The following is a 24,062-nucleotide window of genomic DNA, read 5'->3' on the forward strand; positions in this document are numbered from 1 at the left end:
TCAGGTCCGGTCCAACGACCACCCGTCACCCGGCCACCACACGTCGGTGCGGTCCTCCCGATAGACCCTGGGCCAAACGCCGCCGTCCTCCCACACGCGGGCGCACAGGTCAACCACCCACCCGTCAACCACGGCAACGACGTGCACGAACCCGCCGGATGTCCCAACGATCCGCCCCATCCGTGCACCGCGGCCGCGTGCGATCGCCGCCACCCCGTCCGCAACATCCTCCGAACGGTCCTCAGCACCCCTCGGGTCGGCACACACCCGGAACCGGTCACACGCCGCCTCCACGATCTCACTGACCCACGGCGGCAACACCCGGCCGTCCATGTCGATCCGGGTCGACCAGTCCCGATCGACACCACCCATGCAGCGATCATGCACGCCCGGCCCGCCACCATGCGCCGCAACCGGTAGGCCCGGCCCGACCGCACCCCCAAACACCACACCACCACAAACCCGCACACACACCACAACCCGCCGCTGCTCTACATCCACCCCGGCAACCGCCCCCCGACAGCCGCCCGGGGCAAGGACGGTGTCACACCCCCACGCGACCATCAACCCCCGATGGCCGCAACCCAAGCCCCCCTGCTCAACGGGACCGAACGCATCACCATCACCCCCAACGGGATGGTGGCCATCCCAACGCGCCTGCTCGACCCCGCCACCCTCCACCACCTCACCACCGCCATCCCCAACGTCGAGCACAACACCGACAGCGGAATGCTCACCATCGACGGCGCCGCCAGCCCCTTCGCCTACCCCACCCTCGGCCAACGCCTCCTCGACCTCCCCCACGTCATCGACGTCACCCCACCGGCACTCCTCGACCGCATGCACACCGCCGTGTCCCGGTACGCCCGCGCGATCAACGACTCCCAAACCGTCACCATCGCCCCGGAACGACGCACCGAACTCCTCACCCGCCTCCCCGACCCCATCACCCAAGCCATCCGGCCCTACCAGATCGCCGGCATCGACTTCGTCACCCGCAAATGCCGCGGCCGCGGATTCCTCGGCGACGACCCCGGAGCCGGCAAGTCGATCATGGCCATCAGCGCCCTGTACGTGCCGCAGCCGACGTCGTTCCCCGCCATCGTCGTCTGCAAAGCCACCCTCAAGGCCAACTGGGTCCGCGAGTTCACCATGTGGACCGGCGACACCGTCGAATCCGTCGTGCTGGAAGGCCAGACCAACCTTGGCGACAGCCTTCCCCATGCCGATGTCTACATCGTCAACTACGAACTCCTCCACCACCGCCTCGATGACCTGCTCCGCGTCCGACCGCGCGCCCTCATCGTTGACGAGTCCCAGATGTTGAAGACCGTCGCCTACAGCGACGAATGGGTCGGCAACTACATGCTCTGGAAGGCCGAGCACGACCAGGCGATCGCCGAGTGGCGCCAGGAGGTCCGCGACCTCAAGGCCGCCGCCGCAGCGGCTTCCGAGACGGCCAAGCCCCCCAAGGACCTGCAGCTTCCCAAGCGGCCTAAGACGATGGGGAAGCCCAAGCCGCCGGCAACCGGCGGTGCCTGGCGGACCTGGGCGTCAAAGAAGATCGCCCACCACCCGACCGTCCAGACCGTCCTTCTGCTCTCGGCCACCCCGGCCCCCAACGGCCGCAACCTCGAATGGCTCCCCCAGATCGACCTGCTCGACCGGCTCGACGACCTCGGTGGGGAGGACGCGTTCATCCAACGGTACGCCCGCTGGTGCAAGGACTGCGTCGACGAGTTCACCGGCCAGGTCGCCCGCGAATGCACCCACCGCACCTACGCCCAACGGTTCGGACGCCGCAACGACGAAGGCTCCATCAACTCCGCCGAGCTCGCCACCCGACTCCGGTCACTGATGATGGTCCGCCGCTCCCAACGGCAGATGTACCCCGACCTCCCACCCATTCAGCAGATCCCCGTCGACCTGCCCATGGCCGACCGCGGCACCCACCCCGAAACCGGCGAAACCGTCAACTGGCGCACCGAGTACAAGCAGGCCGAGGACGAGTTCGTCCAGTGGCTCAAGGACCACGCAGCAGGCAAGGCCCGCACCGAAGGCGACAGCGTCGGACGAGCCGTCGCCCGCGCCGTCAACACCGCCGAAGGCGACTACGCCAAACTCGTCCAGCTATCCCACCTCCGCAAGATCGCCGCCTACGCCAAAATGGACGCCACGGTGGACTGGCTCGGCGACTGGGTGTCCGAATCGCCCGACGGTGACGAACCCCGCCAAGCGGTCGTGTTCGCATGGCACAAGACCGTCCAGAAGGCTCTCATCGCCCGCCTCGGGGAGTGGTTGGACTCGCCCGCAGGCCAGGCACGCAAGCAGCGGCTCGAGGCCGCCTACGGCGGCTCCTACCCCGGTATCCCGTCGATCCTCGCCGCCACCGAGATGAAGGGTGACGAGATCGAGGCCAACAAGGCCCGCTTCAACAACAACCCCGACGAGCCCTTCATCGTCTGCAGCATCGCCGCAGCAGCTGAAGGTCACAGCATGAGCAAGGCTGGTCTGGTGATGGCTTACAGCCTCCCTCCGACTGGCCCGGGGACCCTAAGACAGATGGCCGGTAGGTCCTATGGCCGGGCAGACGCCCCTTCGGGCACCGTGTTGGCTCTGGTCAACTGCATCGATCCCAAGGGGACGCTCGAGACGATCGATCAGCGGTTGTACCGGGCGATGATGGGCAAGCAGGTCAACATGGCCACGGTGCTCGACCTGGGTCAGATGCGAGAGATCGAGCGTGGCGATGAACCAACAGCGACCGATGTCATGGGAGACGTGTTCGCGTCCTACCTGCGCTGATCGGATGTCGCACCCGGCCTGAATACTTGGTGGGTGCCATCCCCGTCCGTTCCGCCCAAGCGGAAGCCGAAGCCTGAGCGTTCGCTCGCAGGCCGGTTCCCAGGTTTGGCCGACGAGTGGGACCCGGCGCTGAACGACGGGGTGACGGCGTGGGATGTGTCGCCGTCCTCGAAGATGCGGCCTGTGTGGACCTGCTCCACCTGTGGTCATCGGTGGCGGACGTTGGTGCGGAATCGTGCCCTACCGCAGGAGGGCACGAATGGGGCCTGTCCGCCCTGCGCTGGTGTTGCGGCGGGGCCGTTGCGCAATCTCGCGCGGTCCCGTCCCGATCTTGCGTCGGAGTGGCATCCGACCCGGAACGGTGACCTGACGCCGTCGACGGTGACTCCCCAGTCGGCTCGGCTCGCCTGGTGGTATTGCGAGCCGCATGGCTACGCGTGGAGGGCCAAGGTGGCCCATCGATATCGAGGAGGGGATCGGTGCGCCGAGTGCGTCCGTGCGGAGCCGTTGCCAGAATCAGTGGCCTACGTTCGACTCTTCTCCACGTAGGGGTCAGGGCAGGGAGTGGGTCAGGTGCTCCACATGTGTTGTCGCAGGGGGGTGATGTCGCCGGTGGTGTCGGCGTGTCGGAGTGGGTCGAGGTAGGCCTTGCGGTCCGATCCCCATCGTGGGGGAGGGAGCCCGTTGGTCTTGGCAAGCAGGTCGGCAGCGAGTCGTCCATGGCGTCCGTTGCCGTTGGGGAACACGTGGATCTGCACGAGTCGGTGGTGGAACCGGGCGACGGCGGAGTTCGCGTCGGTTTCGAGCCAGAAGCGGGTGTCGCCAACGAGGGTCCGGAGGTCGACGGCGATGCGGCTTGGCTCGACCCCGATGTTGGTTTCGCGTGTCCGTTGTCTGCCGGCCCAGCGCCAGACGTCGCAGAACATGTCCGTGTGGAGGCGGCGCAGTTCGTGGTCGTCGAGCATGTCTGGTGACCTGCGTCGCATCCATCTGTCGCGTGCGGCTGCGATGTTGGCCTGTTCGACCTCGTTGAGGTCGGCTCTGGTGGTCACCCATGTGGGTATCAGCCCTTCCAGGTCCTCGGCGTCCAGGGGGGTTTGGCCGTCGCCGTCGAAGCTAAGGGTCAAGGGTCGTCCCACAGGCGGGGTGAGCCGGTCAGTTTTGTGGCGCGGTCGTTGATCCAGTCCTCGGTCCGTCGTGTCTCGACCCGTTGGTCTTCAAGGGCCATGGTGTCGGCGATGGCCTGTGCTTCGGCTTGGGCGACGGCGAGCGCGCGGGCGTGGATGGCGTCGCGCAGGGGGGTGCGGGGGACGAGGGCGTAGACGAGGTCGCAGCCGAGTGCGTCGGCGGCGTTTCGCAGCGAGTCGAGTGTCAACGATCCCTCGGCTTCGGCATGTTCGAGAGCGGAGACGCGCTGCTGGCTGACACCCATCCTGTTGGCGAGCTGTCGTCCGGACATGCCGAGTGCGTCGCGGATGGCGCGGATCCATCCCGCACGCGGTCGGGGAGGGACGGTGACGGCGGAGAGGCGCTCGTCCAGGCGGTCGACAGCAACATTCACAACCCAAACATAGTGGATTGTGTACTGGCCCACAATGTTTCTGTTGTTGATGGGCCTGTGATTCACTATCTGTACGTTGTTGATCTGCACGTCGGCTACGTCGTCGGGCGTCTCTGGCGGTGATCGGCGTCCGCAGGCCGACCAGCACCGGATCGGTGACGCGTGCCCCCCGCCCCGGTCACCGCCGCGGCGTCCGCCATCAGGTTGGCGAGCGGGTCGATCTTCCCGACGTCCCCGCCGCGGACCGCGTGGCGGCCCGTGCAGGCTTGACGGGTCGAGTTCGTGGATGTCGTGGACGAGCACCCGCAGCCACGGGGTGCGGAGGATCCGGTGCCTGGACACGTAGGCGCTGCCGTCGTCGCAGCGGATCAGGTAGGCGGTCAGCCACGACCAGCGGACACGTCGAGTGGGTCGTGGTGCCCAGGGTCGGGTGCCTGCTTGTTGGGGGCTGGGGGCGTGTGGCGGGTACGGTGCCCAGCGATGGATGTTGCGGCGGCGGGGTCGGGTGGTGGGAGCAGGGGTGGGGCCCTTGCGGATTGGGCTCGTCGGCTGGGGGGACGGTTGGACCGGTTGCCGGTGGGGGTGGAGCCAGAGGTTGTGGAGGCGGCCCGTCGGGTGGTGGTGTCCTGTTCGGCGTTGCCTGATCGGGACGAGCCGCCTGCGGGGTTCGTGGAGGTGGCCGACGGGTTGGTGGAGTTGTTCGAGGATCCCGTGTGGGAGTCTGTGGCGGCGTTCCGGGTGGAGGTGGCGGCGGGGAACCTGGCGGTCGTTGCGGCGGATTGGGCGCATGGTCGGTTGGGTGTCGACGGGGATCCGTGGGAGAAGCGCCTGTCGGCGGTTCGGGGTGGGCTGCTTGGTCTGGACGTGTTGTTGGATCAGGGCCAGTAGCCGGGTGGATGGTGGTGGTGGATCGGGGTGTGTTGGAGGACCGCGGGTGGTTGGTTGCCCGGTACTGCGATGAGGGGTTGTCGGCGCGTGAGGTTGGCCGGCTGGTGGGGGTGTCGGCGCCGACGGTGCTGGCGGCGCTGCGTCGCCACGGGATCCCGGTTCGGCCTCCCGGGGCGGCACCGGGGGCTGATGGGCGGCTTGATGACCCGGTGTGGTTGCGGCGTCGCCATCACGACGACGGGGTGAGCGTGCAGGGGATTGCTGATGAGTTGGGGGTGGCGGCCGGGACGGTGGTGGCGCGTCTGGAGCGGCACGGGATCGTGGTGCGGCGGCCAGCTGATCGGCGGGCAAGACGGTTGGCGGAGGTGGACGTTGAGGCGGTGCGTGTCCGGCATCATCGTGATGGCGAGTCGGTGAACCGGATTGCTGGTTCGTTGGGGGTGCGGCCTCGTGACCTGCGGGCGTTGATGGTCGACTGTGGGGTGGAGGTGCTGTCTCGTCGGGAGTTGGCCGATCGGGGGCCGTTGGCGGATCGTGAGTGGCTTTGGGGCCGTTATGTGGTGGACGTGCGGACCCTGGAGGAGATCGGGGAGGAGGTGGGGGTGTCGGCGTCAACGGTTGGTCGGTGGTTGGTGCGTCACGGCATTCCGGTGCGTCCATCGGGGCCGGTTGCGCGTCGGGATGGTTGACCGGCAAGGGGTGTGTTGCCGGGCAGCGAGTCGCGGAGTCCGCAGGGGCCTTTGCCGTGATTTCCCGGATCGATGCGGAGCAACGGGCCGTGGAACTCGGCTGTCACGCAGGCCTGGTGGGCGTGCTCGGGCAGGACGCTGCCCTTGCTGCAGCCCGGCAGGTGGCGTTGAAGGTGACGACGTTCGCAGGCGCCGAGATCGATCGGTGGGCGTCCGAAATGGAGACGCTGTCCACCGAGGGGTATGCGGCAGAGATTCGTGACCTGTTCGGTGCAGACATTCGGCGGGACCTGGCTGCTGCTGCGGTGCAGACGGTGGGGCAGGTCGAGTCGATCCGGTTGAGTGAGTTCGATGGTTCCACGGGTGTGGCGTTTGCCGTGGTGCAGCAGACCTACTCGTCGCGGGGTCAACCTCAATCGGTGTCGGACATCTTGCGCATGGAGATCGCGGTTGAACGGGTGGGTGGGGAGTGGTTGGTCTCTGACGTGGCGGTGCTTGGGCCAACCACCTTGGTGCCCGACGAGAACTGACCGCGGACAGGTTGCCGGCCGGTCATGGGCCGGTGGCGTCCCGGCTGGCTGATCTGGCCGAACCCGTGCCGTGCGGCCAGCACCGTTCGTCTCGTGGGGGGATGGCCCCCGCGAGCGTTGCCGCAACACGGGCTCGGGGAGGGGGTGTTGCGTCGGCGTCGGGTCAGGAACCCAGGATCTCTGCGGCGGCGTCCACGACCTCGTCGAGCGAGATCGTTGTCCAGTCCTCTGGGGTGCCGGGACCAATGACCTCCAAGTACAGGCTGACACCGTCGGCGTTAGCGAAGACCGCGTGCACAGAGGAGTACCTGCCCTCGGGTCCGTACGGCAGCCCAAAGCCCGAGACTGACAGGCCATTTCGAACCATGTTGATCTCTTCGATGCCGTTGACATCATGAGGCAGGCGAGTGTCTGCCCAGGCGCGGAATGCCGAGCCCCTACCGCGTGCGATCGAGGTAGACGTCTTCGGGTCATAGCAGGCGGTGTCGACCCCTTGGTCGTCGTTGAACCAGTCGATCGGGTGCCGCCAGTCGGGCAGGTCGTCCTCCACGGTGAACAGCCGGTTGGGGAAGTCGTCGGGAAGGGTGTCGCACCACCAGGTCTCGCCGGCGTCCGGGGCGAGGACGTCGGGCTGGCAGGTGTCGGCCATGGCGTCGGCCACCCGTGTGTTGACATGGCTGGTCGGGCCGACGATGAGGACGTGCCGGTAGGTGTCGTAGCAGGGTGACAGGCGTGCGGCGGCGGGTGCGTCGATCCGGTTGGTGTCGACCAGCATCAGCGAGACGTTGGCGTCCTGGATTTGGCCGGTGGTGAGGGTGGCTGCGGGGAGTCCGTAGACCCAGCCGTCGTCGGCGAACCCGTTGATGACGATGTGGTGGGACGGCCCGGGGACATCGTTGCTCCAGCGGCCGTTGTAGTGGACGTCGACTGCGGCAGCGGTGGCGACACGGGTCGGGCCGGCCATCCGGAACACGTACTTGTCGCCGGTCCAGGCGGAGGCGGCGAGGTAGGCCTGCACGACGTGTTCGGCGACAGCGGCTTCGCCGCCGGCGACCTCGAAGCGGCGGCCGCCGCCTTCTTCACCGAGGAAGGCTTCCACGGCAGGGTGGGGGGTGTCGGAGGGGGTGAGGAGCACGGGGGCGCGTCCGGCCACCCACAGGGAAGCGGTGATGGAGTCAGCCCACTGGTCGGAGCGTGCGAAGGTGAACCAGCCGGCGTGTTCGTAGTGTTCGCGCCATTCGCGGGCGACCGCAACGGCGGTTTCGACCCGTGATGCACCGGCCATGCGACGGACCTGATGGCCGGAGTCTGCAAGCTGCTGCTCGATCGTTGAGGACAGTGCTGCCTGGCCTCCCATCAGGTAGACGATGCCGTCGGGCTGAAGGACTCGGGTGATTTCTGCGGCAACCCGACCGTCCAGGGTCGCTGAATCGGTCAGCAGGATCGGGCCGCGGGTGGCGAACACGGTGGCGGCAAGGGAGTCGGCGAACACGTCGTCGCGGGAGACCACCACGACCTCGGCTTCGTCGTCGGCGAACCGTTCGCGGGACACTGCGATGGCGGTTGCGATGGGGTCACCGGCATCGATGCGCTGCACGGTGGCCAGGTCGTTGTCGAACCATGGGGCCGCAGATGGGCCGGGGTTGCGCATCTCCCGTGTCGTGGAGGGTGTCGGCGACTGCTGTGGGCTGGCGATCGCCGATGGTGTCCCGACCATTGCGATGAGCATCACCATCGTCACCGCCACTGTCTTCCCGCCACGCACACGACCTGTAGACACACGACCTCCTATGGACACCACCGGTCAGGCCCGCCCTGGTGCGGGGCACGACGACGTCGATGCCCACCGACACCACAGCCCCCGGTTGAACAGCAGGCAGTGACCATAGCCTCACCGCCCGACACCCTCCAACCGGCCGCCGGCATGGTGCGGGTTGGTTGCCGCGGCAGGGTTGCGTCTGGTGGGTCAGCGTCTGGTGGGCAGCCCGAGGCGGTGCAGGTGATGCACGACGGTGCTTTCGTCACAGTGGGCTTCTGCGGCGATCTGGGCGGTCGTCAGGTGGCGGTCCAGCCGTGCAGTGCGGAGCCAGTCGTCGTCCCACACGAGGCTGTCGGGTCGCACACCTGCCGGGATGCGGTGGCGCCTTAGGGCCTTGGAGACGGCGGATTGGGAGGTTCCGACGTGCTCGGCGATCTGCTGTTGGGTCCACCCCCATCGGGTGTAGGCGGTCCGCAACCAGTCGGCGTTGGACAGGTGGGGGTTGGGAGGCTGAGGCATCAGCAGACAGCCAACCAGCGGAGCGAGGAGGATGCCAACGGTGCGGCGGGGGTCGGGCCACTCTCCATCGTTCCGGGTCAGTCGACGGTGACCCCGGGGTGCTGATCGGTGGTGTCCGGGCGGGGCTGCGGTGTGGCGTCGGGTGGGGTTCGGGCCGGCCGGAGTGCCTGGTTGGTGAGTCGGAGCGGCAGGATCGTGGAGGCGGTGAGCTGGATGATGCCGACGGCAACGACGGCAGGGCCGGTGCCGATGGCGGTGGCTGCGGCACCGACGGCGATCGCGGCTACGGGCGCTGATCCCCAGGCGGCCATCCGCACGATGGAGGTGGCCCGCCCGACCATGTCGAGGGGGATGATCCGCTGGCGGGCCGCCGCGAGGCCCACGTTGGCGGTGCCGATGACGGTGCCGATGACGGCCATGGCGGCACCGGCGGTCGCGACGCTGGTGGTGGTTCCCAGCAGCAGGTAGCCGGCACCGACGATCGTTCCGCCGCCCATGAGGACGGTCCGCAGGGCCAGCCGAGCGAAGACCCGTTCCGAGATCGCCGCGCCGATGGTGTTGCCGATGGCAGCGGCGACGAGGACGACACCAAGGGCGATCTCGGTGGCGTCGTAGCGGCGCAGGACGAGCAGGACGATGGCGGCCATGACGGCGGCGTGGGTGGCGGAGAAGGCCAGGAGGATGCCGGTGAGCCGCCGCATGGTGGGGTGCTGGGCGAACCAGCGCAGCCCGAGGCGGATGTCGTGCCGCATGGTGGTGTTGGTGGCCGGGTCGGGGCTGGTTGCTGGGCTGTCGGGGGCAGAGGTGCGGAACAGCTGTGCGGAGCCGATGTAGGTGATGGCGTCGATGGCGAAGGGCAGCAGCGTCGAGACCCTGAACAGCACACCGCCGAGGGCGGGGCCGAGGAGGTGCTGGGTGACGGTCATGGTGGTGAACATCCGGCCGTTGCCGCGCTCGAGCTGGTCATCGGGAAGCAGCCGGACGGTGGCGGCGTCGAGTCCGGCGGTCACGAGGGCGTCGCCGGCACCAATGGTGGCGGCGGCCACGAACGCGGCCGGGATGACGGCGGTGTCGGTTGTGATGGCGATCACGAGCAGACCGATGACGGCAGCGCGGATCAGGTCGATACGTGCCAGGAGTCGGGCAAGGGGATAGCGGTCGACGGCAGCGCCGGCTTGAAGGCCGAGAAGCAGCCATGGGGCCCCTTGGACGGCAGCGATGCTGGTGACGAGCAGGGCCGATCCGCCGCGGGTGGCCAGCAGCAGGGGGAGGGCCACCTCGACCAGTCCGTCGCCGATGCCGGAGGTCCCCGCGCCACCCACGAGTCGGGTGAACCGGCGGGGGAGTTGCGTGTCGTTTGAGGAGGTCATTCGATCGTCGTCTTGGCCAGCGGGTGGGACGGGGCCCGTGTGATGGTCGGCCGGTTGCCGAACCTGGTTAGTGAGTGCAGAAAAAGGGCGACGACGTCCGGCGTTGCGGCCGGACGTCGTCGGAAGTGCGGAGGCTTAGGCGGCCGACATCACCCAGCGGGCACCACGGCCGGTGTTGGGCTTGACCGCCGACATCACCCAACGGGCACCACGGCCGGTGTTGGGCTTGACCGCCGACATCACCCAACGGGCACCACGGCCGGTGTTGGGCTTGACCGCCGACATCACCCAGCGGGCACCACGGCCGGTGTTGGGCTTGACCGCCGACATCACCCAACGGGCACCACGGCCGGTGTTGGGCTTGACCGCCGACATCACCCAACGGGCACCGAGGAGGGCGAGGATGGTCACGGCAAGGATGGCAAGGAACAGCATTCGGGTTCTCCCTGTGAGTGCCGAGCCTTGGAGCTCGGCGTGGACAGCCGAGACATTCCGAGGGGCCTCCCCCGGGGTCGGTGCGGCCGTGCGGGGGCCGACCCGGGAGGCGAATGCCGCTGTCATGCGGGACGGAGACGGCCGACCATGCACGCCATGCCCCCTGATGCGTTGTGGTCCCTTGGCCTTCTCTGCGCAGCGGCGGTTGTTGTACTGCTGCTGGACACGGTCCGACCGCACCGTCCCTCGAGGCAGCACCTGTCCCGTACGGCCCGGTTCGTCACCCACCGTCCCGCAGAGGTCGCAGCGGTGGCCGTGCCCCGACGGGGGGACTGCACCACCGACGAGATGTGGGTCAACCGGATGCTGTCGTTGGTTGGGCTCCCGCTGGACACACCGGTGCGGCACGACGGGCCAGTTCCGTCACGTCAGGAGTTCGGCCTCACCCACGTGTACGAGCTCGCGTTGGGAGTGGCGTCGGCTGCCGCCGGACCGACCGCGACCGTCGGGACCGTCGTGGCTGCCATCAACAACGTGCAGGGAACGACCGCACGCCAACCCCGGCAAGGTCGCTCAGACGGTGATGTGGTGCGGCGGCCGGTACTTCTTGGCCTTCCCGGTGGCGCTGATGAACGCCGGACGGCTGTCGCCGGGCCTGAACATGGGGCCGTTGGCGGTCAGGAGACCAGCCAGTCGATCCCGGGGTAGCGGCGGGGGAGTGGGGCGGGGTCGTCCAGCCACTGGTCGGTGACCGCCGATGGGCTGGCCCCAGCGAGGTGCCGCAGCCGGCGGGCCACCGCATGCCTGGTGGCGCGCCGATCGACCTGCACCCTGGCGGCGTGGGCCTTGGCGTTCCACCGGCGGGCCGGGTCTGGGGGTGTGTGGCGGGTGATGACCAGGTCGCCCTCGCGGATGCGGGTCGCCGCGACGTCACGGTCGGGGCAGTGGCCACCCGGATGATCCTGGACAGGCACCCGGCAGCGGATGTCGTAGTGGGCAGCATGCATGCCCGTGGGCGAAGGGGGCATGAACGGACAGCCATCCCGCCAGCGTGGACGGGGATGGTGAAGGGAGCGGGACACGACGGCCTCCATGCGGGGTCGTGCCGCCCGGCGGGTCCGGGGCGGCGTCATCTCCGCATCCCGTCCACACCTCCTCCTTCACACCGTCGTTGTCGCAGCCGGCCAGTATGCGCCGTGCCCGACGCCGAAGCCACCTCAAGTGACGGCCCCAGCACGTCACCCCGTGGTGGAGGGTCCGGCCGCCAGTTGGTTCGAGCTCGTCGTGGGCCTCAGCGATCGGCGGCGGCCATGACGGTGTGCACCACGTCGTGGGGCAGTCCGGTTGCGGTGTCGCCGTCCAACGGGCCCGGGGCAGGCCGGTGGGGCCCATCGATCCGTGCGGCGTGGACGCCGCAGACGAGGATCACACCGTCCTTGTCGACACGGGCACGCCAGCCCTTGGTGGGCAGGCCGTGACGCTTGAGCCACCGGTACACCGTGGATGCCGACGTGTTGAGCCGTTCCGCCACACCGCCCGCGCCCCTGGCCCCGACTTCGAAGGCCAACCAAGTGCGGTCGCCGAGCCGTTCGTTCCGCGTCGGGATGCCATGACGGTCCATTGCCGACCTGACCGCCGATGGCGACACCCCGACGGCAGCACCGATGACCTCAAGGGAGAGGCCGTCCTCGTAGTAGCGGTCGAACAGCCATCTGGCGTCATCGAGCTCGGCTGGGCGGTTACTGGCGGCGTGCTGCTGGCGGGCCGTGACGCAATCCCTTCGTGGGATGCCGTGCGACTCCATCCAATGCCCCACCGTGGAAGGGGCAACCCCCAGCTCCTTGGCGATCTCGCGTCGCGACAGCAGCCGAACGTGGTACGCCGCATGCAACCACTCCGGATCCCGTAGGAGACCAAGAGAGAATGTCGAGGCAGAGGAGACCGGCATGCGTGTCGATTCTGTCGGGTGACTGCGGATTGCGTTGACTTCACCCCAGCGATGCCCACACGGGCGGACCTGTTCCCAACTATCCCACAGCAGCGTGGCGGAGCAACCCCGCCCTGACATGCGTTCCTGGCTCGAACGGGTCGCAGTCGCCGCAACGCGCAGCACATCTTCCGAGGAGAGGCCTGGTGGTGGACGACACGCCAGATGGGGCGCCAAGGGGGCGGTCGTCGCCCGAGGGCGGAGTCGCCGGGTTCTGGTCTGTCCGCATGGTGGCGAGCCCGGCACCCCACGGCATGGCTACTGCGCGGGTCGGCCCAGCAGGCGTTGCTGCTCAGCCAGCAGCGCCGTTGCGGCTTCTGGGTCGTCCTTCATCGCGGCCAGTTGCCGCTTGACCTCGTGGCTGTCCCGGCGGGCACGCGCGGCGGTCAGCGCCTCGACCAGACGGGCCACCGACCGTTCGTCGCACGGACTCGGTGGCGTTGACAGGGCAACCCGTCCGATCACCGACCGGACCTCGTCATCAGCAGCCGCGTTCAGGATCCTGTCGATCCCGGCGCCCGGCCCACCCGCCGCCATCACCGCAGTGAAGACCTGGCGGGCCGCATCCGCCAGGAAGTCGTCGGCGACGACCGTCTCGAACCGTCCGGCGAACAGCTCCGGCTGGTTCAACGCCACCCACAACACGTGCGCCTCGATGCGCTTGCGGCGGGCGTCGGCGACCTGACCGGCCCCCGTTGGCTGCTGGCCGGCCGAGGGGGCAGCGGTCAGGTCGACCCCGTCCTCCTGTGCTGCCCGGCGGACCGCGTCGGCTTCGAAGCCCGTCACGGCCGCGACGGTGTCCACCGCCGCGATCCGCTCGATCACGTCGCCCACCCGGCCAAGGACGCCAACGGCGGCATGCAGCCGCTTGGCGCGGCCCCTGGCGTCATCGGCCGCGACGCCGTCGATCTCCACCGCCACGGCGTGCTCGAACCCATCGACCGCCCTGCCGAGGACGTCCATGACCGCTGCGGCGCCCTCCGCTGCCAGGTCGGCCGGGTCACGGCCTTCAGGCAACAGCGCGACCCTCACCCCGATGCCGTGGCCCTGCGCGGCGTCCCAGGCGCGGACGGCGGCCTTCCGGCCGGCCTCGTCACCGTCGGCCATGACCGTGACGGTGTCGGCCACCCTGCCGAGCTGGCGCATGTGACCGGAACCGATCGCGGTGCCGCACGCCGCGACCACCGTGTGGAACCCGGCTTGATGGCAGGCCATCACGTCGGTGTAGCCCTCCACCACGATCGCCTCATCGGCCTTGGCGATCGACTTGCGGGCCAACCCGAAGCCGTACAGCACCTCGGTCTTCTTGTACAGCTCGGTCTCCGCGGTGTTGACGTACTTGGGGACCTTGCCGCCGAACCCGTCGTCGAGTTCCAGCGCACGGCCGGCGAAGGCGATGATCCGGGTGCCAGTCGAGTCGGCGATGGGGAACATGATCCGGTTGCGGAACGCGTCGGTGATCCGGCCGCTGTCCAGCCGCCGGATGATCCCGGCGGCCAGCAGCAGTTCGTCGTCGAACCCCTTGCCGTGCAGGTGCCGTCTGGCGGTGTCGGGTGCCTCGTGCGTCCAGCCGACACCGAACACCTCAAGGGTGCCGGCGGTGAACCCGCGGTCGGCCAGGTACTCGCGGGCCTTGCGAGCCCCATCGACGTCGGACCGCAGCAGTTCCTGGTACAGCGCGGCAAGCTCGGCGTTGGCCGATGCGATCCTCGACCGCAATCCGGCCCGTTTGCGCTCCTCCCCGGACTGCTGCTCATAGGACAGCGTGAACCCCGACAGTGCCGCGAGCCGTTCGACCGCCTCGATGAACGACAGGCCCTCGATGTCCTGGACGAACTTGATCGCGTCCCCGCCCACACCGCAGCCGAAGCAATGGAAAACATTGCTCCCGCCGGGGCCGCCGACGGAGAAGCTGGCGCTCTTCTCGTCGTGGAATGGACAGCGTCCGACGAACCGGCTGCCCTGCTTCTTCAGCCGGGTGTAGCGGGACGCGACGGCGACGAGGTCGGCGTGGTCTTTGAGCTGGTCGATGTTGGCGATGTGGGCCATCGGGCGTGTCCGGGTCGGGAAGTGGTGCAGCGGGGTTGACGGTACTTGCGGGTGCCGACGTCGCCGCTGAGCGGGCAGACCTCCTCCCCGCCCTGAAGGCGGCAAGGGCCTTGTGGGCCAGTTCGGCGAGTCGGCCAGTGGAGTCATCGGCCATCACGCTCCATGGTCGCCCACGCCACCAACACCACCCGCCTCTCTGTGCTCGCACTTCTAGCACTTGCCGTCGTCGGTGGGTGCGGGTACAGTGGTGCCAGACAGGGCGCAGGTCGTGCCCTGAGCCGGCGAGGCAGACCGGGTCCCCGACCCCGCAGCCGTTACCAGCCGACCACACCCGGACCGGGACGACCCGTGTAGATCGCGCCAGAACGGCTTCCTGTCACCTCCGTGCAGGCCGGCCCGGTGCGGCGTCGGGGACGCAACCGGGGAACCACCAGGCGGTGGTGCCTGCAGGAGCAACAGATGAGCACGATCACCATCGACCCGTACGCGTCCACGACGGCTGCCGCGCATGACCTGGCACGCGACGTCTTCGCCGCCGTTGACCGCCACGGCACCGACGTCGAGGTCGACCACATCGTCGTGTACTTCGACGTGACCGCCGGCGATGACACCGGCCGGGCAGAGGACGGCCACCCGATCGGCTGCGTGGCCCTGCGCGACGCCGACGGCGGTCACGTCGACCCGTCACGGAAGCTGCGCCACGACCTCGACGAGATCCGCGACAGCTGGTCGATGCGGGAGGAGTTCGCCGGGTTCGGAGCCGCCGTGCTCGCCAACCTCACCTGGGAGCTGAACCGTCCCCACGGCCCGGCTGTCGAGGCATGGGTGGAGTTCGCCGAGCTCGCCAAGACCTCCCCTCGGGTCGACATCTCCGGCTGGTTGTCCCAGCAGGACCCCGCCGACATCGACGACCTCCGTGACGACGACTGGCAGATGTCGGTGCTGCTGGACGAGGCGGCCGACACCCACCCCGACCTCGCCCGCTGGATGGCCATGGCCCACGAGTTGGGGGAGGACTGCTGCGTCCGCGTCGACACCATCGACGCCAACGAGTGGGCAGCCGGGATGGACCGCCGTCTCGTGGGCCCCGACACCTTCGACGCCGCCCGCGCCCCGTTCGACGAGGCGGCCGACGCCCTGTTCTTGCGTATCGCGGCCATCGCGATGGACCACGGCGAATCTTCGTGGCGGCTGGTCTCGATCGACCCGTCAGAGGACAGACGGGGCCTGCGGATCAGCACCCGCAACAGCGAGTTGTCCACGGTGTCGTTCGGGCTGTTCTACGCCCATGGCGTCGACGCCGAACCAGGCACGCCCCTGCCGGCCTCCTACGACGCCATCGGGGCGGCGATCGCTGAACTGATCGACTTCGACGCACTCGAGGCGTTGGACGACCGGGTGTTCCGCCACCTCGGCTGGATCAGGCGGCTCGCCGGATCCGCGCCCCGCCGGCCATCCGAGCAAGGCACCACGGGGATCCCTGCGGGGAAGCGGAAGCGGATGCGCCGCCGACTCATGGAGGCCTTCGGGGCCAAGCGGGCCACGGCAGAGAACTGGCTGAACAACCCGGCGTCGGCCCCGGAGGCAGCCGCGGACTACATCGGGTCGGGCCTTGTTCCCCTACCGGTGGCAGAGGGCGAGCACCGCATCGAGCTGGCCGACTTCGAGCGGATCAGCGACGGAGCGGACGGACACCTGTCGGGTCCCGTCGAGGTCCTGGTGGCCGTCACCGAGGACCGTTCGGTCACCGTGGCCACCGTGGGGTGACGCCGGCCTGCAGCGCGGCTGCAAGTCCTTCCTTGCCGTGCGGACAGGGCGTGGCGCAGCCAGGCGGCCGCCCCACGCCCTGTCGGGCGGCTGCGGTCACCACGTGCCGTCGGTGACGGCGGCGGGGTTCACCTTCTTGACGTTGCCCGGCGTCACGGTGGCATTGTCGGCGTACGGGACGTCGTCGTTGTCCTTGCCGATCTCGGCGACCGACTTGATGCCGGCCAGATCCGAGCCACCGTCGAGTCCGCTGCCGTCGGCGTAGCCCTCGAACCACGGGATGCCGTTGGCCTCGTACTCCGCTGCGGTCGGGGGGACGGTGGGCGGCTGCTGGCCGGTGACGTGCCGCCACACGGCGGCGTCGCAGAGGTGGACGTAGACCCGAGAGGGCTGGTCGGTGTCCCAGGCGTCGATGCCGTACGGGTCGGGGCGGATCTCCTGCCGCATCAGCCCACCGGCGGCCATCCCCATGTCGGCAGCCATGGGGGCCGGCATCGACGGGCTGGGGGCTGCGGCCATCGGCATGTCGAAGGAGCGGACGGCCGCGTCGGCGTTGCCGAATCCGAGTTCGGTCGCGCGGGCCCGTCGTGCCTGGTTGATCTGCTCGAACCGGGCGGCGGTGAGCGGGTAGGCAACGATCTGCAGGCCGCCCCATTCGGCGGTGCCGGTGAGTTGCTCCTCGACGGTGTAGCCGGCCCCGAGTGGCATGGCGACGAACTGGCGGATCCGTCCCTTGTCGACGGCGAACCCGTCGAGCCACGGTTGGGCGGGCACGACGACGTAGTCCTGGTCGTCGTCGTGGAGGTCCATTGTGAACGGTTTGCCGGTGATGGCACAGCGCTTCCCGGCAGCGACCTTGAGGGCCCACGGGTAGTCGGTGGCAGCGAAGTTGATCCAGAGTGCTTCGGAGCGCCACATGGGCAGCACGATGCCCTTGCGGGTGCGCCAGGCGTCGGGGACCCGGTCACCGAGGTCCTCGACGTGGCGGAGGGGAAAGCGGCCCAGGCCGGCGGGCAAGGGGTAGTCGTTGCCGTCGTCGGGGATCCGAAGGGTGCGCTGGAACTCGATGGAGGTGCGGGCGGCGGGGTGGGTGTGGGGGCTGGTGACGGTGAGGCGGTCGTTGGCGAGTTCGATCATCCGGGGCTCCTTCGGGGCTGGGTCGGGGGGTGGGGTCACCAGTCGCCGTCAGCGACTTCCCTGACGACGCGGGCGACGGCGTGGTCGGGGAGGTCGCGGAGCTGGCGGATCAGGTCGGTGAACAGGGCGGGTCGGGCGGCGATGACGGCGACGATGTCGTCGGCAACGCGTCCGGCCATGGCGAGGGTGGTGTCGGGGTCGAGGTCGAGGTCCTCGGCAAGGGCGGTGATGCGGTCGTTGGTCGGGATCTGCTTTCCCGTTTCGACCTGGGAGAGGTAGGCGGCGCCGACGCCGATGCGTTGGGCGGTGCGTCGCAGCGAGAACGCAGGATCGTCGTCGTGGAGCTGTTCACGACGGGTCCGGATGTACTCACCAAGGGCGTTCACTGTTCACTGAACACTAGACATGGTGCGGTCGGGTGTCAACGCCTCCCTCCCCGTCTCGCATCGCTGCCCGCCGGCACGCCGGGAAAGCTGCTCGGCAGGGGCCGCGGGTCCGCGGTGAACCGCCGCCGGTCGGCCACACTGCGACCATGCCGCTGCTCCACTTCGACACCCACGAGAACGACGCCTTCACCAGCTGGATCGATGACAACCCCGACGGGTACGTCGTCAACGCCATCCGCAGCCAGCTCGTGGGCGACCGCACCCCCGTGCCCAACGACCACGTGCTGCACCGGGCCTCGTGCCGCCACTTCCGCGACGACCGCGACTACACCGGCACCCGCATCAAGCTGGCCGGCATCGACCACGACAGCGTGATCGCCGGCGCCGAACTGCTGCACCGGGCCACACCCCGCACCTGCGGCGCCTGCACGCCCTGACCCGCGAGGCCCCCGTGCCCTCACGACCCGCGCAGCAGACCCGACCCAGCCGCATCCTCACCTGGAACCTGCAATGGGCCGCCCCCCGGTCGTGGCGGACCGCCGTCATCGCTGACCGGATCCGCAGTGAGGCAGCCGACGTGGCCGTCCTCACCGAAGCTCGCATCGACGTGGCCCGCAGCCTGTTCGACCACGTGGCCCACCCGGGCCCCCACCCCGCCTCACGGCAGCCCAACGGCAGCAAGGTCGTGATCGCCAGCAACCACCCGATGCGAGTCGTCGACCTTCTCGGCTCCCCCCACCTGCCCGAACGCAATTTCGCGGCCGTCGACGTCGACCTGCCCGATCGCACCCTCCGGGTCATCGGGGTCGTGGTCCGCTGGCGCGAGAAGCGCCGCTACATCGATGCCTTGCCCGACGCGCTCGCCGCAACGGTGAACGGACCGACCGTGCTGGCCGGCGACTTCAACCTGCCAATGACCCGCAGCCGCGGCCTCGACCGCGACCTCCGCCAGACCCTCAGCAGCCACGACCTGCACGTCTGGACCGCCAGCGACTGGCCGCAACTCGCCTCCGAATCGGCGTTGATCGATCACGTCGCAGGCACCCCCGACCTCACCCCGACCGCAGTTCGGGTGTGGCCGCGACGCTGCGCCCCCAACGACCCACGTCCCGTCACTGACCATGCCGGCGCAGTCGTCGAACTCCCGACCCAACCGACGAGCACCACGCCATCTGCTGCATCCCCCGGCCAGCCAATCCGATCCTGACCCAACGGTGGCAACAGGCGCTCCTGCCATCGGCGAGTCCTACACCACCTCCTGTGGAAGCAAGCCACACCAACCCGAGGATGCACGACATCGCCGGTCGATTCGCCTCTCGCGAACACGCTGGGCTGGCAGCATCGGAGGCATGGGCATACCGGTTGATCCGATGCGGCCAGTCGATGGACCGGTCCCCCGAGGCGATGGCTGGGTGGCCCAACCCAAGCTCGACGGCTGGCGGGCGATCGTGGACGGGCGCGGCACCCGTGCAACGATCTGGTCGCGGCACGGCACCGACCTGACCGGCCGGTTCGGACCGGTCGTGGACGACCTGGCCGAATCCGGGCTGCTGCTGGACGGCGAACTCGTGGTCTTCGGCAGCGACGGCAGACCGGTGTTCCACCAGTTGTCGGCCCGCCGGCCCACTGGACGGCTGGCCTTCGTGGCCTTCGACGTCCTCGCCGTGAACGGCGAGTGGACCACCGACCTGCCGTTGACCGACCGGCTCGGGCTGCTTGACCGGGCTGACCTTCCCGATCGGATCGACCGGGCCGTCACCGGCCCACCTGCCGCGATGTGGGATGCCGTCCGTGACGCCGGGCTCGAGGGCATCGTGTCCAAGCGGACCGGGTCGCGGTACCTGCCGGGCCGAAGGTCCGCGTCGTGGCGACGCACCAAGAACTGGACCGAGAGCCACTACGCCCTCACCGGTGTCAGCCGCGACGGGGCCGGCCGACCCGATGCGTTGCTCATCCGCCGGTCCGGGTCCAGCCGGACCGTTCGTGTCGAGCTCGGCCTCACCTGGGAACTGCGCAGCCAGCTCGCTGCGGCCGTCCCGCCAGGCGCCACCCTCGACGGGAGCATCCGGGTTGTCATTCGCCATCACGGGCCGGCCACCACACCACGCGACGCCCATTTCGTCGGGTTCGCCCTCACCGACTGACTGCCTGGGACACACCGTCGGGAGCATCGGTGTGTGGAGACGATCGGGTCGGGCAAGGCTCCCGTCCGTCCCACACGACCCCAGACAGCGAAGGAGCACCACATGGCCGAACCAGTGCCGTCCGGCAGCGACGTCTCAGCCGGTACCTACGTGTGCACCGAATGCGACTACGAGCTCGGTGTGCAGTCCACCACCCATCTGCCGCCCTGCCCCCGCTGCGGCAACAACGAGTACCGGACCGGCTCGGGCGGCGACTCGGTCCACGACCCCTATCCCGACCGCTCCACGTCCTGACCCGCGACCGTCGGCCGGCCCACTGGTGGAAGACGGCCGACTGCGGCCCCACGCCCTTCATGGCTGACTGGGCCGGGCCGGGGCCGCACACCGTCCGGCCGATCGACGTCCGGAAGGAATGAAAGCCGAAAAAGCAGGGATGGCCCGAGGCCTGCCGCGCCGGTCGTGACGGCGGTCGTCGTGGCGCCTTCGTCAAACTGGCCGATGACGGCGAGCAGCGGGGCGGCACCCCACAGCGTCCAAGGTGAGGAGGTTCGAGACGACGGTGCCGGCCAAGACGCCACGGGCGTACACGACGGCTCCGGCGAGGCTTGACGCGGCAGCGACGAGGATCATCCATCCAGGAAGCATGGGACGAGCCGTCACCGCTGCGGCCCGGCACGCAAGCAGCCCGCCCGCCCCCGCAGACGGAGTACCGCTACCGGTGGGGTGTCCTTCTCAGGGGACTGCGATGGTGTGCGAGCTTCCGCCACTGACGTCGGAGAACACGTGGCCGCCGACGACAGCAACCGGTGACGTCTGATCCTGGGTCATGCCGTCCCCCAACTGGCCTTGACTGTTCCATCCCCAGCACCAGGCGGCCGCGGTCGTGTCGATCGCGCACGTGTGGTTGCTGCCGGCGGCGATTCGGCTGGCTGTGATGTTGCCGAGGACGGCCACGGGAGTTCCCTGCGGCCGTGTTGTGGTGCCGTCTCCTCGTTGTCCGCGTAGACCGTCGCCCCAGCACCACATGGCTCCGGCCGTGTCGATCGCGCACGTGTGGAAGTAGCCGGCGGTGATGTCGGTGAAGGTGTGGCCGCCAAGGACGGCGACGGGGGTGGAGTGGAACCCGGTGACGGACCCATTGCCCAGCGGGCCGTTGGATGAGTAGCCCCAGCACCAGGCCGACCCGACCGTGTCGATAGCGCATGCGTGTGCCAATCCGGCGCTGATGGCGGTGAAGACATGGGTGCCGTGAACGGGCGACGGCGTGCGCTGGTCCGTGGTGCCGCCGTTGCCGAGTCGCCCGCTGCTGCCTTCACCCCAGCACCAGGCCGCTCCATCGGTGTCGAGGCCGCAGCTGAACTCGACGCCGACGGATATGTCGGTGAAGGTGTGCCCGCCGAGCACGGCGGTTGGGACCGACTGGTCGGCAGTTTCCACTCCGATCCCGAGCTGTCCGTTACTGGCCGCACCCCAGCACCAAGCGGCCCCGGTCGTGTCGATGGCGCACGTGTGGTTCTGGCCGGCACCAATCGCTGCGAAGATGTGACCGCCCGACACGGCGACTGGGGTTGACCTTTGAACGTCCACCGTGCCATCGCCGAGCCTGCCGTTGAATCCTGCTCCCCAGCACCAGGCAGCCCCTGCAGCGTCGATCGCGCATGTGTACTGGTCCCCTGCCGCAGCCATGTGGAAGGTGTGGGCACCTGCGACGGGAGTCGGGGTCGCCTGGGTGTTGGTCGTGGTGCCGTCGCCCAGCTGCCCTCTGCTTCCGTTGCCCCATGCGAGCGTGGGGGTCGGGGGGATGTCGGCGACGAACCCGGCGGTCGTCTCGGTGGTGTCGGTGAACGCCGCCGAGGTCGTCCGCGTCAGGCTGCTGGCCGCCACGAGAAGGCAGACGGTCGCGAGGAGGCAGACGCCGACAACGGCGGCCCTTGGGTGGGTGGAGGGTTGGTCACGCATCGGCGGTCCAGGTGAACGTCGCGGATGCGCTGGTGCCCTGCACGTCGTCGCCGGTGTCGTCGGGGAGCGAGACCGTCATCCGGTAGGTGCGGGTCGCCGGTCCGGTCGGTTCCCATGTCACCCCGGTCCCCGTCGCGGCGAGGTCGGCGAGTGTGCCGGTGAACACCACGGTCGGGTCGGTGTCGGGGTCGGTGATCACCTCGACGTGGAGGTGGGTGGCGAGTGGCCCGTCGACGGTGGCGGACAGGGTGACCCGTGCAGGGTCGCCGTCGTAGCCGACGACGTAGTCGACGGCCTGTCGGTAGCCGGGGGCGATCCCGGTCGCGTCGAACCCGACCCCGGCGGGGCTGTCCAGCCGAATGTCGACCGTCGGGTCGGGCGCCGGTGGTGGCGGGCCGGCCGGTGGGGTGGCGAGCACGATCGGGGAGGTCAGGTCGCCCTCGACGGTCCCGTCGGCGTGGACGGTCAGGTCGCGGGTGCCGGTGGTGTGGCCAGGTGCGGTCACCCGGAGCGTCCACTGGCCTGGGCGCAGCTGGAGCACGAACGTCCCGTCCGGTCCGGTTCGTGTCATCGGGGGTGCCTGCCGTGCGGGTGTCCTGGTGGTCGCGGTCACCGTTGCCCCGTCGATCGGGCTGCCGGCGGGGCCGGTGACCCGGCCGGTCACGTCCACGGTCGGGACGGCAAGCGTGACCGTCCCCGCATCGACGCTGCCCGACGTTGCCGGGTTGCCGTCGGGCCAGACAAGTAGGAACGGACCGGCGTCGTGGCCGGTCAGGACGGCAGGGTCGAGCTGTCCGGTGACGTCCTGGCTGCCCACCGTCGGATGGTCGACGACGACGGTCCAGCGTCCCGCCGGGGCGCTCGCGGTCCAGGTGCCGTCCGGGCCGGTCGTTGCGGTGACCGGGGGCACGGTCGGGTCGTCGACGTGCTCGAGGGTGACCGTCGCCCCCTCCAGCGGCCCTGCCCCGTCGACCAGGACGGTCCCGTGCGGCTGCTGTGGGGCGGGGGCGGCAAGGGCGGCGCACACGTCTGGGTCGACCCCGGCCAGGCACAGCAGGTGGGTGCCGCCGCGGGCGAGAATCTCCGCGGTCGCAGCCGGCACCCGGCCGGTGGTGTCCAGCAGCACGATCGGGCCGCCGGTCGTCGCGGCGGTGTGGCTGGCGGCGAACCCGGCCGCCCAGGCGTCGTCGCTGGTGCCGTCGGCCACGATGACGGTCCCGAGCCGGCCGACGTCGTCCAGGCCGGTCAGGGTCGTGGCGATCGTGGCCGCGGTCGTGAACCTGGTGTCGCCGGCCACACGGGCAACCGACCCGACGAACGGCGCGACGGCCTCGACGACCCGGTCGGTGATCGCGGCCGTCCCACCGACGACGACCATCCGGTCGGGCCGGCGGTCGGCGAGCCAGTCGCGGGTGGCGGGGGAGAGGCTGTCGGTCGTGGTCAGCAGGACCGGCCAGCCGTTGGCGGCGGCGACCCCGCCGACGGACAGGCTGTCGGCGAACGCTGCCGTCGGGTTGCCCTCCGGCCCGTAGCCGCGGACCAGCAGGACGGTGTCGGACCCGGCGCCGGCATCGGCGACCGCGACGGCGGTGCCGGTCCGGTCGGGCCCGGCATGCCGGGTCACCGCCACTCCGCGGTCGGCGAGGGCATCGGTGACGGTGTCGTCGATCGCTGCGGAGCCGCCGAGCACGATCACGTGGCTGGTCTCGAGCCGGTCGAGCTCGGCGGCGACGCGCGGATCGAGGTCGGTCGGGCCGGTCAGCAGCAGCGGCCGGTCGGTCTGCAGGGTCGCCGAGGCGAGGCTGTCGGCGAACACGTCGGCCCGGCCGAGCAGGACGGTGCCGGCGGTCCGGTGGGTGTGGCCGGTCAGTGCCAGCGCCGCGCCCGTCGGGTCGGGTGACGTCAGGACCGTGAACTCCTCGAACAGCCTGCCGGTCCCTCGCTGACCGGTCGTGACCGTGGCCGCGGCCACCCCGACCAGCGCGACGACGACGAACGGCGCCAGCAGCGTGGTTGATGCACGCCACCGGTGGCCGTCACGTCGTGATGGCCGGGCGGTGCGGCTCGACGGTGCCAT

24 protein-coding genes are annotated in these 24,062 nt (G+C 69.6%); 10 read left to right on the forward strand and 14 right to left on the reverse strand.

Going from position 1 to position 24,062, the window contains the following annotated elements:
• Nucleotides 1-372 (reverse strand): hypothetical protein, encoded by a 372-nt coding sequence (locus DVS28_RS26470; protein ID WP_114594659.1) that lies wholly within the window; start codon nt 370-372, stop codon nt 1-3.
• Nucleotides 373-573: 201 nt separating this feature from the next.
• On the opposite strand from DVS28_RS26470, the gene DVS28_RS26475 reads away from it, so the two are divergent.
• Both DVS28_RS26475 and DVS28_RS26480 read left to right on the forward strand, forming a co-directional pair.
• Entirely contained in the window at nt 574-2,805 is a 2,232-nt protein-coding gene (locus DVS28_RS26475) for an SNF2-related protein (RefSeq protein ID WP_114594660.1), read from the forward strand.
• A gap of 33 nt (nt 2,806-2,838) precedes the next feature.
• A complete protein-coding gene (locus DVS28_RS26480) occupies nt 2,839-3,354 on the forward strand; it encodes a zinc-ribbon domain-containing protein (protein WP_114594661.1) in 516 nt (171 codons plus the stop codon).
• A gap of 20 nt (nt 3,355-3,374) precedes the next feature.
• On the opposite strand, the gene DVS28_RS26485 is transcribed toward DVS28_RS26480, so the two are convergent.
• Nucleotides 3,375-3,944: a mobile mystery protein B gene (locus DVS28_RS26485; protein WP_342795464.1), complete on the reverse strand. Its 570-nt coding sequence runs from the start codon at nt 3,942-3,944 to the stop codon at nt 3,375-3,377.
• A complete protein-coding gene (locus tag DVS28_RS28880) occupies nt 3,929-4,366 on the reverse strand; it encodes a mobile mystery protein A (RefSeq protein WP_164711128.1) in 438 nt (145 codons plus the stop codon). The genes DVS28_RS26485 and DVS28_RS28880 overlap by 16 nt, the downstream gene beginning before the upstream one ends.
• A 582-nt stretch (nt 4,367-4,948) precedes the next feature.
• On the opposite strand from DVS28_RS28880, the gene DVS28_RS28885 reads away from it, so the two are divergent.
• The 3 genes from DVS28_RS28885 (at nt 4,949) to DVS28_RS26500 (ending at nt 6,473) form a co-directional block, all read left to right on the forward strand.
• Nucleotides 4,949-5,254 carry a hypothetical protein gene (locus DVS28_RS28885; RefSeq protein WP_216826645.1) on the forward strand — a complete coding sequence of 102 codons (306 nt, stop codon included), beginning with the start codon at nt 4,949-4,951 and terminating at the stop codon, nt 5,252-5,254.
• 242 nt (nt 5,255-5,496) lie between these two features.
• Nucleotides 5,497-5,943, forward strand: coding sequence for a hypothetical protein (locus DVS28_RS26495; RefSeq protein WP_164711130.1), 447 nt, complete (start codon nt 5,497-5,499; stop codon nt 5,941-5,943).
• 56 nt (nt 5,944-5,999) lie between these two features.
• Entirely contained in the window at nt 6,000-6,473 is a 474-nt protein-coding gene (locus tag DVS28_RS26500) for a hypothetical protein (protein ID WP_164711131.1), read from the forward strand.
• Between the two features lie 163 nt (nt 6,474-6,636).
• Here the strand turns inward: DVS28_RS26500 and DVS28_RS26505 are convergent, their stop codons facing one another.
• The 7 genes from DVS28_RS26505 to dnaG all read right to left on the reverse strand — a co-directional run bounded on the left by DVS28_RS26505 (nt 6,637) and on the right by dnaG (nt 14,592).
• The gene (locus tag DVS28_RS26505; RefSeq protein ID WP_164711132.1) at nt 6,637-8,208 is read right to left on the reverse strand and encodes a cell wall-binding repeat-containing protein; all 1,572 of its coding nucleotides are present in this window, start codon (nt 8,206-8,208) and stop codon (nt 6,637-6,639) included.
• A gap of 231 nt (nt 8,209-8,439) precedes the next feature.
• Entirely contained in the window at nt 8,440-8,751 is a 312-nt protein-coding gene (locus DVS28_RS26510; protein ID WP_114594666.1) for a helix-turn-helix domain-containing protein, read from the reverse strand.
• A gap of 77 nt (nt 8,752-8,828) precedes the next feature.
• Nucleotides 8,829-10,121, reverse strand: a complete 1,293-nt coding sequence (locus tag DVS28_RS26515) for an MFS transporter (RefSeq protein WP_114594667.1) — start codon at nt 10,119-10,121, stop codon at nt 8,829-8,831.
• A gap of 135 nt (nt 10,122-10,256) precedes the next feature.
• Nucleotides 10,257-10,556, reverse strand: a complete 300-nt coding sequence (locus DVS28_RS26520) for a hypothetical protein (RefSeq protein WP_114594668.1) — start codon at nt 10,554-10,556, stop codon at nt 10,257-10,259.
• A 677-nt stretch (nt 10,557-11,233) separates the two neighbouring features.
• On the reverse strand, nt 11,234-11,584 hold the full coding sequence (locus DVS28_RS26525; RefSeq protein WP_164711133.1) for a hypothetical protein: 351 nt from the start codon (nt 11,582-11,584) through the stop codon (nt 11,234-11,236).
• A 263-nt stretch (nt 11,585-11,847) separates the two neighbouring features.
• Nucleotides 11,848-12,360, reverse strand: coding sequence for a helix-turn-helix domain-containing protein (locus DVS28_RS26530; RefSeq protein ID WP_114594670.1), 513 nt, complete (start codon nt 12,358-12,360; stop codon nt 11,848-11,850).
• Nucleotides 12,361-12,801: 441 nt separating this feature from the next.
• Nucleotides 12,802-14,592: a DNA primase gene (gene dnaG, locus DVS28_RS26535; RefSeq protein ID WP_164711134.1), complete on the reverse strand. Its 1,791-nt coding sequence runs from the start codon at nt 14,590-14,592 to the stop codon at nt 12,802-12,804.
• A 459-nt stretch (nt 14,593-15,051) separates the two neighbouring features.
• On the opposite strand from dnaG, the gene DVS28_RS26540 reads away from it, so the two are divergent.
• Complete coding sequence (locus DVS28_RS26540) at nt 15,052-16,359, forward strand: hypothetical protein (RefSeq protein ID WP_114594672.1); 1,308 nt, start codon at nt 15,052-15,054, stop codon at nt 16,357-16,359.
• A 96-nt stretch (nt 16,360-16,455) separates the two neighbouring features.
• Here DVS28_RS26540 and DVS28_RS26545 read toward each other — a convergent pair whose 3' ends face one another.
• Nucleotides 16,456-17,496 carry a hypothetical protein gene (locus tag DVS28_RS26545; RefSeq protein ID WP_114594673.1) on the reverse strand — a complete coding sequence of 347 codons (1,041 nt, stop codon included), beginning with the start codon at nt 17,494-17,496 and terminating at the stop codon, nt 16,456-16,458.
• Between the two features lie 35 nt (nt 17,497-17,531).
• Nucleotides 17,532-17,882: a helix-turn-helix domain-containing protein gene (locus tag DVS28_RS26550; RefSeq protein ID WP_114594674.1), complete on the reverse strand. Its 351-nt coding sequence runs from the start codon at nt 17,880-17,882 to the stop codon at nt 17,532-17,534.
• Between the two features lie 146 nt (nt 17,883-18,028).
• Here DVS28_RS26550 and DVS28_RS28890 point away from each other — a divergent pair, with 146 nt between their 5' ends.
• From DVS28_RS28890 to DVS28_RS26565, 4 genes are all read left to right on the forward strand, one after another.
• Nucleotides 18,029-18,319 (forward strand): hypothetical protein, encoded by a 291-nt coding sequence (locus DVS28_RS28890; RefSeq protein WP_164711135.1) that lies wholly within the window; start codon nt 18,029-18,031, stop codon nt 18,317-18,319.
• Nucleotides 18,320-18,333: 14 nt separating this feature from the next.
• Entirely contained in the window at nt 18,334-19,089 is a 756-nt protein-coding gene (locus DVS28_RS26555) for an endonuclease/exonuclease/phosphatase family protein (protein ID WP_164711136.1), read from the forward strand.
• Between the two features lie 205 nt (nt 19,090-19,294).
• Nucleotides 19,295-20,026 carry an ATP-dependent DNA ligase gene (locus tag DVS28_RS26560; RefSeq protein ID WP_164711137.1) on the forward strand — a complete coding sequence of 244 codons (732 nt, stop codon included), beginning with the start codon at nt 19,295-19,297 and terminating at the stop codon, nt 20,024-20,026.
• Between the two features lie 33 nt (nt 20,027-20,059).
• On the forward strand, nt 20,060-20,320 hold the full coding sequence (locus tag DVS28_RS26565) for a zinc ribbon-containing protein (protein ID WP_425461062.1): 261 nt from the start codon (nt 20,060-20,062) through the stop codon (nt 20,318-20,320).
• A 438-nt stretch (nt 20,321-20,758) separates the two neighbouring features.
• Here the strand turns inward: DVS28_RS26565 and DVS28_RS26570 are convergent, their stop codons facing one another.
• Nucleotides 20,759-21,985 (reverse strand): RCC1 domain-containing protein, encoded by a 1,227-nt coding sequence (locus tag DVS28_RS26570; protein ID WP_114594677.1) that lies wholly within the window; start codon nt 21,983-21,985, stop codon nt 20,759-20,761.
• A complete protein-coding gene (locus DVS28_RS26575) occupies nt 21,978-24,062 on the reverse strand; it encodes a cell wall-binding repeat-containing protein (RefSeq protein ID WP_114594678.1) in 2,085 nt (694 codons plus the stop codon). Before DVS28_RS26575 ends, DVS28_RS26570 begins: the two co-directional genes overlap by 8 nt.

Origin of the sequence: Euzebya pacifica (assembly GCF_003344865.1) — a bacterium.
GTDB classification, from domain to species: domain Bacteria; phylum Actinomycetota; class Nitriliruptoria; order Euzebyales; family Euzebyaceae; genus Euzebya; species Euzebya pacifica.